At 43.4% G+C, this 15,867-nt stretch carries 13 protein-coding genes; 6 read left to right on the top strand and 7 right to left on the bottom strand.

Annotated features, from left to right (window positions below; genetic code table 11):
• Positions 1–29: 29 nt before the first annotated feature.
• A complete protein-coding gene (locus tag OKW21_RS04495) occupies positions 30–806 on the bottom strand; it encodes an XRE family transcriptional regulator (protein ID WP_277477722.1) in 777 nt (258 codons plus the stop codon).
• Between the two features lie 64 nt (positions 807–870).
• Between OKW21_RS04495 and OKW21_RS04490 the strand changes: the two genes are divergently transcribed.
• The 6 genes from OKW21_RS04490 (at position 871) to OKW21_RS04465 (ending at position 10,754) form a co-directional block, all read left to right on the top strand.
• The gene (locus OKW21_RS04490) at positions 871–1,281 is read left to right on the top strand and encodes a YbjN domain-containing protein (protein WP_277477720.1); all 411 of its coding nucleotides are present in this window, start codon (positions 871–873) and stop codon (positions 1,279–1,281) included.
• A 31-nt stretch (positions 1,282–1,312) separates the two neighbouring features.
• Positions 1,313–2,026: a PspA/IM30 family protein gene (locus tag OKW21_RS04485; protein WP_277477719.1), complete on the top strand. Its 714-nt coding sequence runs from the start codon at positions 1,313–1,315 to the stop codon at positions 2,024–2,026.
• A 2-nt stretch (positions 2,027–2,028) separates the two neighbouring features.
• Positions 2,029–2,652: a hypothetical protein gene (locus OKW21_RS04480; protein ID WP_277477717.1), complete on the top strand. Its 624-nt coding sequence runs from the start codon at positions 2,029–2,031 to the stop codon at positions 2,650–2,652.
• A gap of 32 nt (positions 2,653–2,684) precedes the next feature.
• A complete protein-coding gene (locus OKW21_RS04475) occupies positions 2,685–4,853 on the top strand; it encodes a flotillin family protein (protein WP_277477714.1) in 2,169 nt (722 codons plus the stop codon).
• 96 nt (positions 4,854–4,949) lie between these two features.
• Positions 4,950–9,830 carry a DNA repair ATPase gene (locus tag OKW21_RS04470; RefSeq protein ID WP_277477713.1) on the top strand — a complete coding sequence of 1,627 codons (4,881 nt, stop codon included), beginning with the start codon at positions 4,950–4,952 and terminating at the stop codon, positions 9,828–9,830.
• A gap of 351 nt (positions 9,831–10,181) precedes the next feature.
• Positions 10,182–10,754: a CDP-alcohol phosphatidyltransferase family protein gene (locus OKW21_RS04465; protein ID WP_277477708.1), complete on the top strand. Its 573-nt coding sequence runs from the start codon at positions 10,182–10,184 to the stop codon at positions 10,752–10,754.
• Positions 10,755–10,757: 3 nt separating this feature from the next.
• Here OKW21_RS04465 and OKW21_RS04460 read toward each other — a convergent pair whose 3' ends face one another.
• The 6 genes from OKW21_RS04460 to ribA form a co-directional block, all read right to left on the bottom strand.
• Complete coding sequence (locus tag OKW21_RS04460) at positions 10,758–11,633, bottom strand: hypothetical protein (protein WP_277477706.1); 876 nt, start codon at positions 11,631–11,633, stop codon at positions 10,758–10,760.
• Between the two features lie 4 nt (positions 11,634–11,637).
• On the bottom strand, positions 11,638–12,672 hold the full coding sequence (locus tag OKW21_RS04455; protein WP_277477704.1) for a glycosyltransferase family 4 protein: 1,035 nt from the start codon (positions 12,670–12,672) through the stop codon (positions 11,638–11,640).
• Between the two features lie 12 nt (positions 12,673–12,684).
• Positions 12,685–13,065 (bottom strand): 6-pyruvoyl trahydropterin synthase family protein, encoded by a 381-nt coding sequence (locus OKW21_RS04450; protein ID WP_277477702.1) that lies wholly within the window; start codon positions 13,063–13,065, stop codon positions 12,685–12,687.
• Positions 13,066–13,133: 68 nt separating this feature from the next.
• Positions 13,134–14,153 carry a zinc-dependent alcohol dehydrogenase gene (locus OKW21_RS04445; RefSeq protein WP_277477700.1) on the bottom strand — a complete coding sequence of 340 codons (1,020 nt, stop codon included), beginning with the start codon at positions 14,151–14,153 and terminating at the stop codon, positions 13,134–13,136.
• Positions 14,146–15,111 (bottom strand): RibD family protein, encoded by a 966-nt coding sequence (locus tag OKW21_RS04440; RefSeq protein ID WP_277477699.1) that lies wholly within the window; start codon positions 15,109–15,111, stop codon positions 14,146–14,148. The genes OKW21_RS04445 and OKW21_RS04440 overlap by 8 nt, the downstream gene beginning before the upstream one ends.
• Before the next feature lie 78 nt (positions 15,112–15,189).
• A complete protein-coding gene (gene ribA, locus OKW21_RS04435) occupies positions 15,190–15,792 on the bottom strand; it encodes a GTP cyclohydrolase II (protein WP_277477697.1) in 603 nt (200 codons plus the stop codon).
• Between the last annotated feature and the right edge of the window lie 75 nt (positions 15,793–15,867).

Raw genomic sequence — 15,867 nt, 5'->3', positions numbered from 1 at the left:
TTATTATGGTTACACGGAAATTATGCACCTCAAAGGTTAAGCTTCCTTTCAATGGCAATTACCTTTTTTTCCAGTAAAGAAATACGTTCCTCAATAAGTATAGGGGGAGTTAAGATTGTACTATAAAAGCCTTCAACCTGCCATAGCTCAAGAATTTCTTTTTCTTCTAACTTCAAAACTTCTGCCTGAGGGTTATCCGGACTAAAATGTAACTGTTTATCAGCCCGGCTAAAACGTCTTATGTAAATGTCTTTTTCTGTGACCACAACATATACAAATCCCCCCTTCAGTTGCTTCCCAAAGGGCTGAGATATGGGGTAGCAAGAGAGAATATCACCGGCTTGCAAACCTTTATCAAGCCAGTTCATGGCATCACCTCCAACTTCAAAAGCTCTGGATTTTTTTTGCCTGGTGTTAGGCAGTCTTATAAAAGGGAGACGATTGATAAAATCCTTATTCTGATAATTAACTATGTATTCAATGCGTTGAGCACTTTTCACTAAAGGTGTAGCTTCTTCCTGTTCATCTTTATCTACTTCCAGTTGAATTTTTTGATTGTTTTTTTCGTGTTTGAACAAATCAAATTTAAAGAGCTCATTAACTGTCAATTCTTTGGTAAGCAATATATCAATAGACAAGCCAAATTTTTGAGCAATTTGTATAATCGTTTCTATTTTAGGTTCTGCCCTCTCCTCCTCATAAGAACCTACTGTCCCTCTAGATAAATTGAACATTTCCGCGAATGCAGCCTGGCTGATCTTTTTAACAGCTCTTATCTTTTTAATATTTTTTCCAATCGTTGACATTTTTTTTTGCAAATTATATTAGTTATGCTAACTTTATTAGCAATTATACGTAAACACTATGTAAATGACAAATACAATGAACCCTTCATTTACCAAAGTTAAAAACTACCTGACCGAACTTAACTATGAGATAGTTGAGGAAAGTGAGAAAGAAGGCATCCTGATCATTGACAATGAAGATACAGGAGTCAGCCATATGGTATTATGCTGCGCAGATCCTATCCTGATTATGGAGCAGTATCTCTGCGAAATCAAACAGCTGAGTCTGGAAACATACCGCATGTTATTGCAGAAGAATCGTGACATTATCCATGGCGCTTTTGCCCTGGATATTTCGGGCACCAAACTGATTTTCCGTGACACGCTGGTACTGGAAACCCTGGATCTGGATGAACTGGAATCTACCTTCAACTCCCTGGGCCTTTTACTCAGTGAGTTTACGCAGCAAATCATAGAAATTTCAACAAAAAAGTAACTCAAAATTATTAACACTAATCATTATAGACATGAACATCTTTAGAAGAATTTTAAAAGTAGGAGAAGCTGAAACTCATTCAGCCATAGATCGACTGGAAGACCCAATCAAGCTCACTGAGCAGGGAATACGCGACATGCGAGTAGATTTGGATAAAGCTTTGCACGCTTTAGCTGAAGTAAAAGCCTTATCCATTCGTACCCAGAGAGAGTTGACACAGCAGCAGGAGGTCAACAGCCAGTACGAAAAGAAGGCCATTCTTTTACTGCAGAAAGCACAGCGCGGAGAACTGAACCAGCAGGAAGCTGACCGCCTGGCTTCTGAAGCTTTGAATAAAAAAGAACAGGCTGAGCAGCAGGTAAGAAATCTGACTACTGAAAAGAAAAAATATGATGAATCCGTGCTAAAATTGGAACATAATATCAATTCGCTCAAATCTAATATCAGTCAGTGGGAAAATGAACTGCGCACACTTAAAGCACGCATGAAAGTAAGTACTGCCACCAAGACGATGAACAAGCAACTGGCCAAAATTGACACTTCAGGTACTGTATCTATGCTGGAGCGTATGAAGAACAAAGTCGAACAGGAAGAAGCTCTGGCACAGTCTTATGGGGAAATCGCTGCCGAACCTAAGACTATTGATGATGAAATAGACAAAGCCATAGGTGATGATCAGGCAGGTTCTTCGCAGAAATTACAGGAACTCAAACAAAAATTAGGTATTAACCCTAACACCCCTTAGTCATGAATGATCTTTTCAACGCCGCTGTCGCCGCACCCAACATTATCCCGACTGCCCTGCTCATTTTTGTGCTGGTCTATTGGATCGTAGTGATTTTAGGAGCGATAGATGTAGATTCCATTGACATAGATGTGGATATGGAGACGGACGTTGATGGAGAAATTTCGGTATCCTGGCTCAACCATGTGTTGGCTTTTTTCAACCTGGGCCAGCTACCTTTCATGGTTTTTATGACCTTTCTGATCGTCCCGATGTGGGCTATCTCAGTGATGACTAACTACTATCTGGAAAATCAGTCTTTCATGTTGTCACTTGTGCTCTTAGTTCCCATACTGATTGTCAGTGCGTTTATCGCGAAATTTGCTACCCAGCCTTTTGTTAAGCTTTTCAGTCATCTGGATAGTAATTATGACCAGGGGGAAAGGCAAATTGGTAAAATCTGTACTCTGATGACCAATGCAACGAATATCAAAGCCGGACAAGCCAGAATCAACACCAGCGGAGCCCCTCTATTATTGAATGTCGTTACCGATGATGGTGTCAATTTGTTTAGCGGAGATACTGCCATCGTACTAGAATACATACCAGATAGTAATGTCTACCTCATAGAACCATATATAGCTTAGCGCTATTCATAACACCCTAAAAACGAACCATCATGGAACAACAAATGCTCTATGCGCTACTTATTATTGGCGCAGTCTTCATCATCGGCCTCATCGCCTTTGTCATCAAAATGTACAACAAAGCCGTACAGGGGGAAGCCCTGGTGCGGACAGGACTGGGTGACGTAAAAGTCTCTTTCTCTGGTATTTTTGTGGTGCCAGTTCTGCACAAGCTGGAATTCATGGACATCACCCTGAAGGCCATGGAAATATCACGCTTGGGAAGAGATGGCCTGATTTGCAGAGATAATTTGCGTGCCGACATCAAGGTATCCTTTTTCATCCGGGTTAACAAGACCACCGAAGACGTAATCCATGTGGCACAGTCTATCGGGTGTGCCCGCGCTTCTGACCAGGAACAATTGCAAATGCTGTTTGACGCCAAATTCTCTGAAGCGCTCAAAACAGTAGGAAAGCACTTTGAATTTGTAGAACTGTATAATTCTCGTGCCAAATTCAAGGAAAAAATTCTGGAAGAAATTGGCACCGACTTAAATGGCTACATTCTGGACGACTGCGCCATAGACTATCTGGAGCAAACGCCCATAGAGCATCTGAATGCTGAAAATATCCTGGACTCTGAAGGTATCAAAAAGATCATAGACTTGACTGCCCAGCAGAAGGTTCAATCCAACCTGATTGAGAATGAGAAAAGAAAGACCCTGAAGAAGCAGGATGTAGAAGCAGAAGAAACCATACTGGAGTTAGAAAGGCAGTTAATAGAAAAGCAGGAAAGACAGCAGCGTGAGGTGTCTAATATCAGAGCGAGAGAAGCAGCAGAAAGAGAAAAAGTAAGACAGGAGGAACACAAAAAATCTGAAGGTGCTCGCATCCTGACCGAAGAAGAAGTCGGTGTAGCCGAGCAAAATAAAGAACGTCAGATACTAGTTGCCCAGCGCAACAAAGAACGTGCTGATGCCATAGAACAGGAAAGGGTAGAGCAGGCCCGTATGCTGGAGGCTACTGAGCGTGAGCGGGTAGTAGAACTGGCCAGAATAGAGAAAGAAAAAGCACTGGAAGAAGAGCGCAAAAATATTCAGGATGTGATTCGTGAACGGGTGATCGTAGAAAAAGCAACAGTTGAAGAAGAAGAAAAGATCAAAGACACCCGTGCGATGGCAGAAGCGGAAAGAAACAAACTGGTAGCCATCAAGAATGCCGAGCGTGACGCTCAGGAAGCGCTGGTGAAAGAAATCAAATCTGCTGAAGCGGCCAAGGAGGCATCTGAACACCGCGCCAGGCAACTCATGATTGATGCTCAGGCTGAAGAAGATTCTGCTGCGCATAAAGCGAAGGCCATCAAAACCATGGCCGAAGCTGAAGCCGCTCAGAAAGCAGCCATTGGTTTGTCTGAGGCACAGGTCATGGAAGCCAAAGCCGCCGCCCGTGAGAAAGAGGGAGAAGCAGAAGCCGGCGTCATTGAGGCGCAGGCAGAAGCTGATGCTAAAGGAATACGCATGCGTGCTCAGGCACAGGCAGAAGCCGACGAAAAACTCGGACTTGTTGCCGCCAAAATAAATCGTGAAAAAGGCAAGTCCGATGCTGATGTGATTCAGGAGAAAGCCGCTGCCGAAGAAAAGCACGGCATGGCGGAAGCACGTGTACTACAGGAAAAAATGAAAGCCGAAGCGAGTGGTATCAAAGAAAAAGCACAAGCCATGCAGGCACTGGATGGTGCCGGTAAAGATCATGAGGAATTCAGGCTCAGACTGGAAACCGAAAAGATACTGGAAATGGCGAAGATCAATATACAGAAAGACATTGCCGATGCCCAGGCTCAAGTCATCGGTGATGCTTTAAAAACCGCTAAGATTGACATCATCGGTGGAGAAACTATGCTCTTTGACCAGATCATGGGCTCCATTGCCAAAGGCAAAGCCATTGACGGCATGATCGGCAACAGCCAGGCCCTTACCGGACTCAAAAATAATCTGCTGGGAAATGGTAACGGAAGTACCTCTTTTGGTGAAAACCTCAGAAAGTTCATCGGGCAATTCGGCATGAACTCAGAAGACCTGAAAAACCTGACGGTGTCGGCACTGCTCTACAAAATGATGAACAAAGCTGATCAGCCAGGTGTCAAGGATGAGCTGAGCAAGCTACTTGCAGTAGCTCAATCAGCCGGTATGGCCGATCAGCCGGTGCAAAGCATTAAGCTCTGACCCATAAATGAAGTGTGAGTAGAACGACAGGCTCAAATGAGATCAGTCGTTCTACTTTTTTTAGCCTTTAACCTGTACACCAACACTGCTCCAGTTATGCAAAACCCTACAACTACTACAGCAGAAGCCCAGATAGAAAACGGTGCTTACGAAGTACTGCAAAATCGGCTCAACCAAAGCAAAAACGAGCTTCAGAAAAGGCTGGAGCAGCTCAATGAAGCCCGAAAAGAAGTTTTCGGCTCATTGGAAACCACCCTACTCACCACCGAGCGAATACATACTGCTAATAATTGTGTTCCCCACGATATGGTAGCTTTGGGCGATAACTTTATTTTCGGATATAATGTCCACCTGGGTTTAAAAACGCATGTGGAACTGTCGGATGTATTCAGTATTTACAGTTATCATGAGCATAGCTTCCAGGAGCAGGGGTATGACTTGATTAATCACTCAGGCTTTGCAGATGACTTTCAGAAGCTGTATAAGTATTACAAAGATACCATTTTCACTCGCTTTGTATTATCAGGTCCCTACCTCTACATGGTATTCCGCATCAGCAAGGGGCTGGATGATATTAAAGCTTTCAAGTGGCAGATACAAGGCAGGCAGCTGGTGTATCTGGATGATCGCAGTGAGTTGGAGATCAAACCGGCGGAGCAGCATGAATTTCGCTGGCGACGCGTTTCCCGGGATGCCCACCGCAAAGGGAAATTCCCCCATATTTCCATTGAGGATAAAGTGTTTGTGGAAACCCTGCATGGCGATCTTACCATCAAAGTAGAAGACAATACCGATAGTGGACAGGGTATCTACCACGAAGAAGTGGAAGACCCTGACCAGACTTTAGATGATGTAGAAATTTATTATGCTGTACTCGAGAATCTGGTATTGCTCAAAATCAGACCGTATCAGGAAAAAGAGTACCGCTATCTGGTCTTCAATGCCAAGTTACAAGAAGTCAAAAGAATAGATGCGCTGGAAGATGCCTGCCTGTTATTACCAGATGATCAGGGAATTTTATTTCCTAATGGCTACTACCTCCAAACCGGAGCCATCAGGATCTTTGAAAATGACCTAACTAATCTGCGCTTTGAGAAAAAGATTCTTTCGCCCAATGGAGAAGATTTTCTGTACGTTTTTTATAATCGGGCACAGGGCATTTACCAGCTGTTGTTTTACAACGTAATTACCCAACAGATCAGTACGCCTATCATCTGCCACGGCTACGCCATCTTTGACAATGGTGAGCTGTGCTATTTTAATGCGGATCAGGACCCCAAAAAACACCATGCTATCCGTATCTGGCAGACTCCTTTTGTAGCACCGGATTTCGCCATTGCTCAGCAAAACGATTCCTACCTCTACAAAGTAGGTAACAAAGATATTGTCCGCCTGATGGCCGAAAGCCAGTTGCTGATCAAGCTGATAGACAAAGGAGAAAACTATGAAAACCTCTACGTAGACCTGAAGAAGCAGGCTTCTACCATTCTGGAAGCCTATTACTGGCTGGACAAAGCCGATGCCTTTCAAGTGGGTGAGCCCATCAGTCAGATCAGGGATACGGCGGCGGCGGCTATTGAGGAATATGAAAAAGTCATCAGCATCCGCAGACAAACGAATGAGCAGCTTACAATAACCGCCCGGGCTACCGAGCAGTTGCTTAAAAAAGTAAAGCTCACCCGTTATGAGCATATCAATGATTTTGTCAGTCATCTGAATGCGCTACGGCAAGTACGAGGTGAAATGGTTTCCCTGGCAGATTTGCGCTTTATTGACCTCAAGGTTGTCAAAGCATATGAAATTCAACTTCAGGAAATCACTGAGAAAGTAGCCCATGATTGCATCCGCTTTTTATCCAAAGAAAACGCCCTGCTTCCCTATCAGAAGAAAATTGAGCAAATACAGCAGGCGATAGATAATCTCAACAAAGTAGTAGATGCCGACAAGATTGAGCAGGATATTCAGCAAAGCTCTACCGACCTGGAGATGCTGGTGGAAATTGTCAGCAACCTGAAAATTGAAGATGCCACACTCACCACCCGGATCATTGACCGTATTTCGGTACTCTTTGCTGAGTTTAACAAGGTTAAAGCTTTCCAGAAACGCAAAAAGAAAGCACTGCTGAGTGTAGAAGGTAAAGCAGAGTTTGAGGCACAAAAGAAATTGGTCAGCCAGGCCATGCTTAGCTATCTGGATGTCGCAGACACGCCTTCACGCTGTGATGAATACCTCAACAAACTCATGGTACAGTTGGAAGAGTTGGAGGGGAAGTTTGCTGAGTTTGAAGAGTTCATTGCGCAGATCAATGACCTTAGAGAAGAACTTTATAATGCCTTTGAAGCCCGTAAAGTACAGTTGGTAGAAGCCAGAAACAAAAGAGCCAATGCCCTGGCCCAATCCGCTGAGCGCATTTTGAAAGCCATTGCCAATCGGGCACAAAATATCGGCTCAGTCAATGAATTGAACGGTTACTTTGCTTCTGACCTGATGGTGGGTAAAGTGAACAGTCTCATTGAAGAACTTAAAGCCCTGGAAGATACCACCAAGGCAGAGGATATTCAGAGTAAACTCAAAGGCTTGAAAGAAGATACCATCCGGCAGATTCGTGATCGTTCGGAGATTTTTGCCGAAGGTGGTAATACCATTCGTTTTGGCAACCATACTTTTCTGGTCACCACTTCCAGCCTGGCACTGACCACTTTGATCAAAAATGAAAAGTTATTTTACCATCTTACCGGCACCAATTTTTATGAGCCAGTTGAGAATAAAGAGCTACTGAGTTACCGTCCCTACTGGGAACAATCGCTAGTATCGGAGAATGAAAGCGTGTACCGGGGAGAATATCTGGCATATCAGATTTTCAAAGCAGCCCAGGAAAGGAAGACGCTTTCTCTCCCCGAACTCACTGCTTTTTCTGATGATGAGCTGAAAGTCCATGTGCAACAGTTCATGACTTCCCGCTATGAAGAAGCTTATGTCAAAGGCATACATGATCAGGATGCCAGCCTGATGCTCAAAAATTTGCTCAATATCCACCAACAGGCGGGACTGTTGCGCTACGCCTCACCTGCCCGCATCTGTGCTGCCTTGTGCTGGAACTACTATCTTAAAGCTGAGCAAAAGAATTTTATCAACCATCAGCTAAAAGGGGCGGGTGCCATTTTGAAAGTGTTTCCCAACAGTTCCGCTTTCGCTGAGCTGATCGCCCTGATCGCTAACGAACTCAGCCAGTTTATACAAGAAATCCGCTTGTTTGACATAAGTCTGTCAGAGGAAGCTGCTCATTATTTGTTTGAAGAACTGGCGAGTGACGATGAGTTTACCTTCGTAGAAGAAGCAGCTACACAGAAAGAAGCATTTCTCAAACACCTTGAAAGAAGCAAAAGTCAGGAGGCCTATCGTAATTCTGTAAAAAGCCTGAAAGATCATCCCTACACCCAGTTTGAGTTGATCCGAAAATGGGTACTTTCCTGGAACCAGAACAGCAAGCACGCTGAAATCTATGCGGAGGAGGCAGCCTATCTGCTGTTTGCGGAAGGAAAGCATCCTTATGCAACTCAAAGTGCCAGCCTGGAAACTGAATTGAGCGAAATGCAAGGTAGTCATCCCCTGATTGAGCAAGGAAATTACCATCTGCACTACATCCGGTTCATGAAAAAGCTGCAAAACTTTAGCACCCTAGATGTTCCTGCCTTTACTCATTATCAAACGCTCAAGAAACAACTTAGCCATCAGTTTGAAGAAGCGCTGAAACTGGAATCTTTCAAACCCAAGGTGATGAGTTCTTTTGTACGCAACCGCCTGATTGATAAAGTGTACTTTCCATTGATTGGGACCAACCTTGCCAAGCAGATCGGTGCCGCAGGAGAGAACAAACGTACTGACCGTATGGGCATGCTGCTTTTAATCTCTCCTCCAGGTTATGGCAAGACCACGCTGATGGAATACATCGCCAATCGTTTGGGTATCATTTTGATGAAAATCAACGGACCGGCCATCGGACATGCTGTGACATCGGTTGACCCTGAGGCTGCGCCTAATGCGGCTGCCAGAGAAGAGTTACACAAGCTTAATCTGGCTTTTGAAATGGGAGATAATGTGATGATTTACCTGGACGACATACAGCATTGTCATCCAGAGTTTCTGCAGAAGTTCATTTCTCTCTGTGATGCGCAACGCAAAATAGAAGGTGTCTATAAAGGCAGAAGCAAAACCTATGATTTCCGGGCTAAGAAAGTCTGTGTTGTGATGGCAGGGAATCCTTATACTGAAAGTGGTGAAAAATTTCAGATACCGGATATGCTTTCCAACCGGGCTGATATTTACAACCTGGGGGATATTACCGGAGATGCAGCCGAAGACTTTAAGCTGAGTTATGTGGAAAACTGCCTGACTGCCAATCCCGTTTTGCACAAACTGTCCAGTAAAAGCCAGAAAGATATCCATGCCATGATCAAAATTGCTGAAAGCGACAGTCGGGAAGACATCAGCTTTGAAGCCAATCATGCTGCGGAAGAGGTCAATGCGTATGTAGCTGTACTCAAAAAGCTTTTGCTAGTCAGAGATACGGTACTGCGAGTCAATATGGAGTACATACATTCTGCTGCTCAGGCGGATGCGTATCGTACTGAACCGCCCTTCAAGCTCCAGGGCTCTTATCGTGATATGAACAAAATTGCCGAGAAGGTGCAGCCGATCATGAACGACTCAGAATTGCACACCCTGATCATGTCACACTACGAAAATGAAGCACAGACACTCACCACTGGTGCAGAAGCCAATTTGCTGAAATTCAAAGAAATGACGAAGCGCATTTCTGAAGAAGAAGTACAACGCTGGCAGGAGATCAAAAAGATTTTCCTCAAAAACCAGCAAAGTAAAGGCTATGGTGATAATGGCATGGGTCATGCCGTAGCCAAAATGGATGACATTTCACAAAGCCTAAAAGCAATTGCCGAGTATTTGTCAAAGCAGTAGTACAACTCGGTGAATAGTTCGCAAATCTTGTATGGAAATTTATGGAACTAAGTTCCGCCACAGGAACAGGCCCAGTACTCTAGTGAGGAACTTAGTTCCGTACTTTTACAGAGAGATAGTATTTACCTACCTGTATGAGCAAAAATATAAAGTAAGAAACCATTCAACACAATTATTTGCCTGATTGGTTAAGTTTGTTTACACTTAACACATATGCAGGCAGACTCTAGCTTAAACTTTCTAACCAATCGTTTTTTCAGCCGATGGCCGCGATACTTTGCTGTTGCGGCCTGCCTTTTTGTAGCTCTTTTTCTCTATTGGGAATCAGTAGTTTTATTTACTGTACTTTGCATGCTGCTTTTCACTAGTTTTATCTACGGTGGCAGACCTTTCTGGAAAAGCTTAGGAATAGCAGGAGGACTAGCCAATCAAATCACCGCTGCACGAGTAATTGGAATACTTTTGTTACTATTCTTTCAGCATGATTTACCTGCCCTTGCTTTTTTCGTACTGGGCATCTTGATTCTGATCGCAGATGGGTTAGATGGTTATTTTGCCCGAAAGCATAATACAGTTTCTGAATTCGGCGATTTTTTTGACAAAGAGACTGATGCTTTTTTTGTATTGGCCTTTTGTATCATTCTGATGGAACAATCGCTTGCCGGTGCCTGGGTAATCATACCCGGGCTCATGCGATATGCTTTTGTACTTATCCTTTATCTTTTTAACATTGAAAATATCAGTCTCAGCAAATCTTACCGGCGAAGGTTTATCGGTATGTGGTTTATGGGCACCATCATGGGCTGTTTTGTGCTCCCCCGCCCTGTCTATACCGCCGGGATGCTCTTCGCCACTACGATGCTCGCTTATTCTTTCATGAAAGATATTTACCTAATGCTGAAGAAGAACCGCTATCAGGCTTAGCCATCAGGGAAAAGCAAAAATATCACTATGATCTACAATGATCTCCAGTTTATGATCCTGTGACATTCTTTTTTTATTTTCCAGCCAGGCTTCCAGTTCTGAAATTTCAGTATCGCTTAGGCTAAGATCGCGAACGGCATGCTCAAAAAAGTGTAGCAGATAATGGTGCATGGTAGTATCGTACCTCTTCAGATGCCACTGACTTCCCTCCTGCTCTATCATCATCTGATGTTCAGCCAGCAGATCCAGCATCTCCTCGGTACAATTGGGTCCCATAGCCGCACCAAATTTTTGAGGACGGGTCATATGGGTATGAAAATACCGGACAAAGCGGCCATCATCTTCGGAGTAAGGGAGAAAAGAGGTCTCGTAATAATTGAGCGTTGCCATCAGACAAACATTGTAAGCAGAGAGCTTACAGGCAAAATGATCAAACTGATCATAACTCAAAAGGTCAAAAAGTGCGTTGGCAGTGATGACATCTGTTTCTTTAAGGTCTGTATGTTGCTCAACCTCTGCAAGCTCCCCATCAACGGTACGGATGTTGGCCTGCTTCTTACCTGCTTTTATACGAATAGTGCCGTTCTGTTCTTTGTATTGGTATTTATTTTTTTTAGCAAATTCATGAAGTTTGGAACGGCAGGCTTCCAGCAGGTTTTTTTCACAGTCCAGAAATATCCACTCCTGTTGACTGGGGAGTTTATCAAAATAATATTGAAAGTTTGATCCCGTACCACATCCTGCATCCAGAATAGTAAGGGCCTCTTTTTCGGTAAAAAACTCCAGAAACTTCTTTTCAATACTGGCGTTTCGCGCTTCGGCATCACATGCATAGCGATGGTCCAGCCACATAATAGGATCGTCGTAGTTGATATGCATAGTATTAGATGTAAAAATCTGAAAATAACTTTAAAAAATGAGCAGCTGCCTGATCCCAGGTATACCTATTAGTAGTATTTTTTTCAGCTTTTGCTGACTGCCATAATTCACGCATCAGCGCATCATTCCTACATAATTCTATGAAATTTCCGGCTAATTTGAAAATATTTGGACAAAGCATCCCTCCCCTTTTTGTCAAATGCTGCTCAGTATTTCCTCCTTTACACAGTAAAAGTGGCAGACCGTAAGCTTTGGCTTCCTGTATAGCCATTCCAAAAGTCTCCATCCGGGCTGCGGAAATGAACAGATGATGTTGCGCATACTGCTTCAGCGTGTTTTCATGGCTCATCTCTCCCAAAAAGTAAACCTTATTGCTTAGCTCAGATGTCTCTACTAACTTCAGACAAGCTTCATAATAAGCAGGCTCCATATCAGTACGACCAATGATGTGTAATTTGAACTCATCTTCTTCCTTCACTTGCGTAGATAAAGCTTGTAGAAAAGCCAGTATGCCTTTACGTTCTATTACATTAGCGACCATCAGGGTTTTGAGTGGGTAATTCAGCGCAATAGCAGGCTGTACTGATGAACTTAATGCGGGCTCCACTACCATTAGGGGAGCTTTTATTCCTCTGTCCAACAGATATTTTTTGGAGTATTCGCTTGTCAACAGAAAGCCCTGGAAGAAGTTGAGCACTTCCTTTTCATAGGTTTCAAAATACTGTTCTGCATCTAAGTCAGCAGGAGGAAAGAGACTTTGAAGGTGATGTAGTATAAAAAAAGAAAAAGCCCTCTGAGGATTATGATTCAGTAAGGGCTTCATATCTTCTACAAAAAGACTGTCAACAGCGTAAAAACCTGCCTGGTCACGAAGTATCGCTTTACGATAATGAGAAAATTCCATAATCTCCACGTCCTGACCATACCTTCGAAGTGCCGCCATCAGCTGTTCATTATAAACATTACCCCCGGACGGCAAATGCCGGTCATGAGGGAGCACAAAATAGAGGCTTTGGTTTAAAGGCTGAGGCTCACCCATAGCGAGATTGGCTTAAACAACTTCTCCCTCATAAGCTGCCCATGCTACATGAGATTCTCCCAGTGTAATTTTAAGGCTACCCTTGAAACTATCTCTGATCTCACTACTAATTACTTCATGTACGTACTTTGCCAGAAACTCAGTAGTGGTCAGCTTCCCCTGAAACTGAGGCAACTCATCAAGATTTTGATATTTCAGAGGCTCCAAAGCTTTTTGTAACTTTTTAGTGGCTATATCTATATCTATCACAATATTGTTTTCATCAAGTTTCGCAGATTTAAACTCAGCATCAACCACATAGGTAGCTCCATGCAGATTCTGGGCAGGCCCAAAGGCTTTGGAAGGTAGAGAATGGGCAATCATCATATGGTCGCGAATCGTGACAGTGTACATGAGTAAATTAAAAGTTATGAGTTAAAAGTTGTTCTATATTCGTAAAAAAGAGTTCAGCTGATGATAAGCTATGTATAATCAATGGCCCAGCTTAGTTCGCTGAGTTCACCTTTTTTTAATTTGTCAAATAGCTCAGGAGCTTTTTCAAAAGCTATGACAGCCCCAATATATTGATCATATTCGGAATTCTTTAGTAATTCCATGACTACCGCTTTACGCCTCTGATAATCCCAGCGATGTTGTTTCTTCACAGGAATCTGAGAAACCTGCGAGCTGATAATCTGTTTACGTTGATAATGAAAGCTTTTCCCCAGTTGAAGCCTGACCTCCTGCTCACCATACCAGCTCAGTTCTATGACTTTTCCTTCTTTGCCCACCTGATCAATACAAAGCTGCAGACCTTCTCCACTACCACTGCAATGAAAAGCGATATCATAAGGCTGGAAAGCATCTGCCACACGAAACCCCATCGTCTCTGCCATTTCACATCTCTGCTGATTTTTATCAAAAACAGATAGCTCAACACCCGGGATGTCCTTTAACAGACTTGCCGTGAGTGAACCGATGATGCCAAAGCCCACCAGTAGCACCTTATCCCCTATGCTTACTTCAGAGTCCCAGACTGCATTAAGTGCCGTTTCCATATTACTGGCCAGGGTAGCACGTACAGGCGGAATGTCAGAAGGAACAATACACAGATCAGCAGCCTTTACGTAACATACGTCCTGGTGAGGATGCATGAGATGCACAGTCTTGCCCTGTAATTCAGCTGTTCCTTCCACAACTTCGCCCACCAGTGAATATCCATATTTAAGCGGTAAACCAAAGTTACCTTCCATATAGGGCACCTGCATATGTTCCTGCAAACCCACTGGTACTTTCCCACTGGCCACCAGGCGTTCCGTTCCGGTACTTATAAGGCTGTAAAGACTTTTGATCACACATTCAGACTTATCGGGAATTGATTCTGACTTCTTAATAACAGATTGGTCAGCAGCGATGTGCCATAGCGAGCTGGGCTTATCCAAGCTGGGCTTATCCAAGCTGGGCTTATCCAAGCTGGGCTTATCCAAGCTGGGCTTATCCATGTTTTGGGATATTCATTGCTCCTACGAACATGAAAGTATCACCCATAGGACGGAAAAAGAAGCTATCAAAATGTATGGCTTCCTCTACCTGAGCGATCTGCGGCAAGCTGAAGCTGTTGATGCCCGAGCCGAAGATCAGGGGTGAAATATGAAGCTGAACGATATCTGTAGCCCGCTCTTCTACGAATCCGGAGGTAGTTGTGGCTCCGCCTTCTATATAGACAGAGTAAATACCACGTTTGAAAAGGAAACGAAGCAGTTCATGACAATCTACTCTGCCATTAGCATTAGCCTTGAAAGCAAAAAATTCAGTTTGCGGAATCTGAGGATCTTCGCAGGTACCTACAATGATGACATCATCTTTACATTGTTTTTGTAAGCTGCTGAAGTCAGCATCTGAAGAGCAGATAACAATTCGCTGAGGATTCTTACCTTCTACCAGTCTTACCGTGAGCGCCGGCTGATCATAATTCAGTGTATTGGCTCCTATAAGAATACTGTCAGTTAACGCTCTCATCCGGTGGGCATGTGTCAGGTTCTCCTGATTACCTATCCACTTGGAGTCCCCGCTCAGTGTAGCGATTTTTCCATCCAGTGTCTGAGCAAAATGTGAAATAGCTACGGCCCTTTGCATTTGCCTCGCTCGTAATGACAAAAAACAGTAAGGCAAATAGGCATTGATAAAATTAAGGACATCATCTGGCAGGCCCATATTCTGAACCAATTGTACAGAGAAGGCATCAAGCTTAAATATACTGGCTTGTTCGTGCATGATTTCCAATTCAGGGTTAGTGATTATCATCAGGAGCAAGCTCCCTTTAACCGGTACCGGCAGATGATTGATACGCACCTCAGGTTCAGCACCCAGCTGTAGAAAGCAATAGTCAATCGTTTCTTCTGAATTTTTGATGGCTTCAGAAAGTAAAAGTAAACCTGACCAATAGTCTTCAATTTCCATATTAAGTAAAAGGTTGGAGGCTAAAAGTTAAAGGTTGAAGATTTATAAACTTTCAACCTTTAACCTTCAACTTTAAACTTACTTGCTAATATCTAAAAGATGCCCCATAAGATTTTGTTTGGTCTGTAAATAATCCAGATTTTCCTGATGAGGCTTTATCTCAATAGGTACTCTTCCTAACACTTCTACTCCGGACTTTTTGAGGCTTTCCAGCTTATCAGGATTGTTGGTCATGAGCAGCACTGAAGTTACTCCCAGATCCCTTAAAATTTCAATAGCGATGCTGTAGTCTCTTTCATCTATCTCAAAACCCAGATGCACATTGGCTTCAGCAGTATTAAGCCCCTGATCCTGTAGATTGTAGGCTTTCATTTTATTGATCAGCCCAATACCACGCCCTTCCTGCCTGAGGTAGATCACTACCCCACCGTCTTTACCGGTCATCATCATGGACTGATCCAGCTGTTCACCGCAATCACAACGTAAAGAACCAAATACGTCTCCTGTCATACACTCAGAATGGATGCGTACCAAGACAGGCTTTGTCAGATCTGTTTGCGTGCTCACCATTGCCAGGTGAGGCATGGGGTTATCTGATTCTTCAGCATATCCAATCATTTTGAAAGTACCAAAACGCGTCGGTAGATTTGTCTCAGCTTGTCTTATTAATTTATGTGTCATAAGGATTCTCAGCTCATCAAGGGCTTACTACATCTGTAGAAGTACAAATGATTTAATTTTAACAAATATTGAACA

Source organism: Catalinimonas alkaloidigena (assembly GCF_029504655.1).
GTDB classification, from domain to species: domain Bacteria; phylum Bacteroidota; class Bacteroidia; order Cytophagales; family Cyclobacteriaceae; genus Catalinimonas; species Catalinimonas alkaloidigena.
This window is presented reverse-complemented; position numbering and strand designations above follow the sequence as displayed.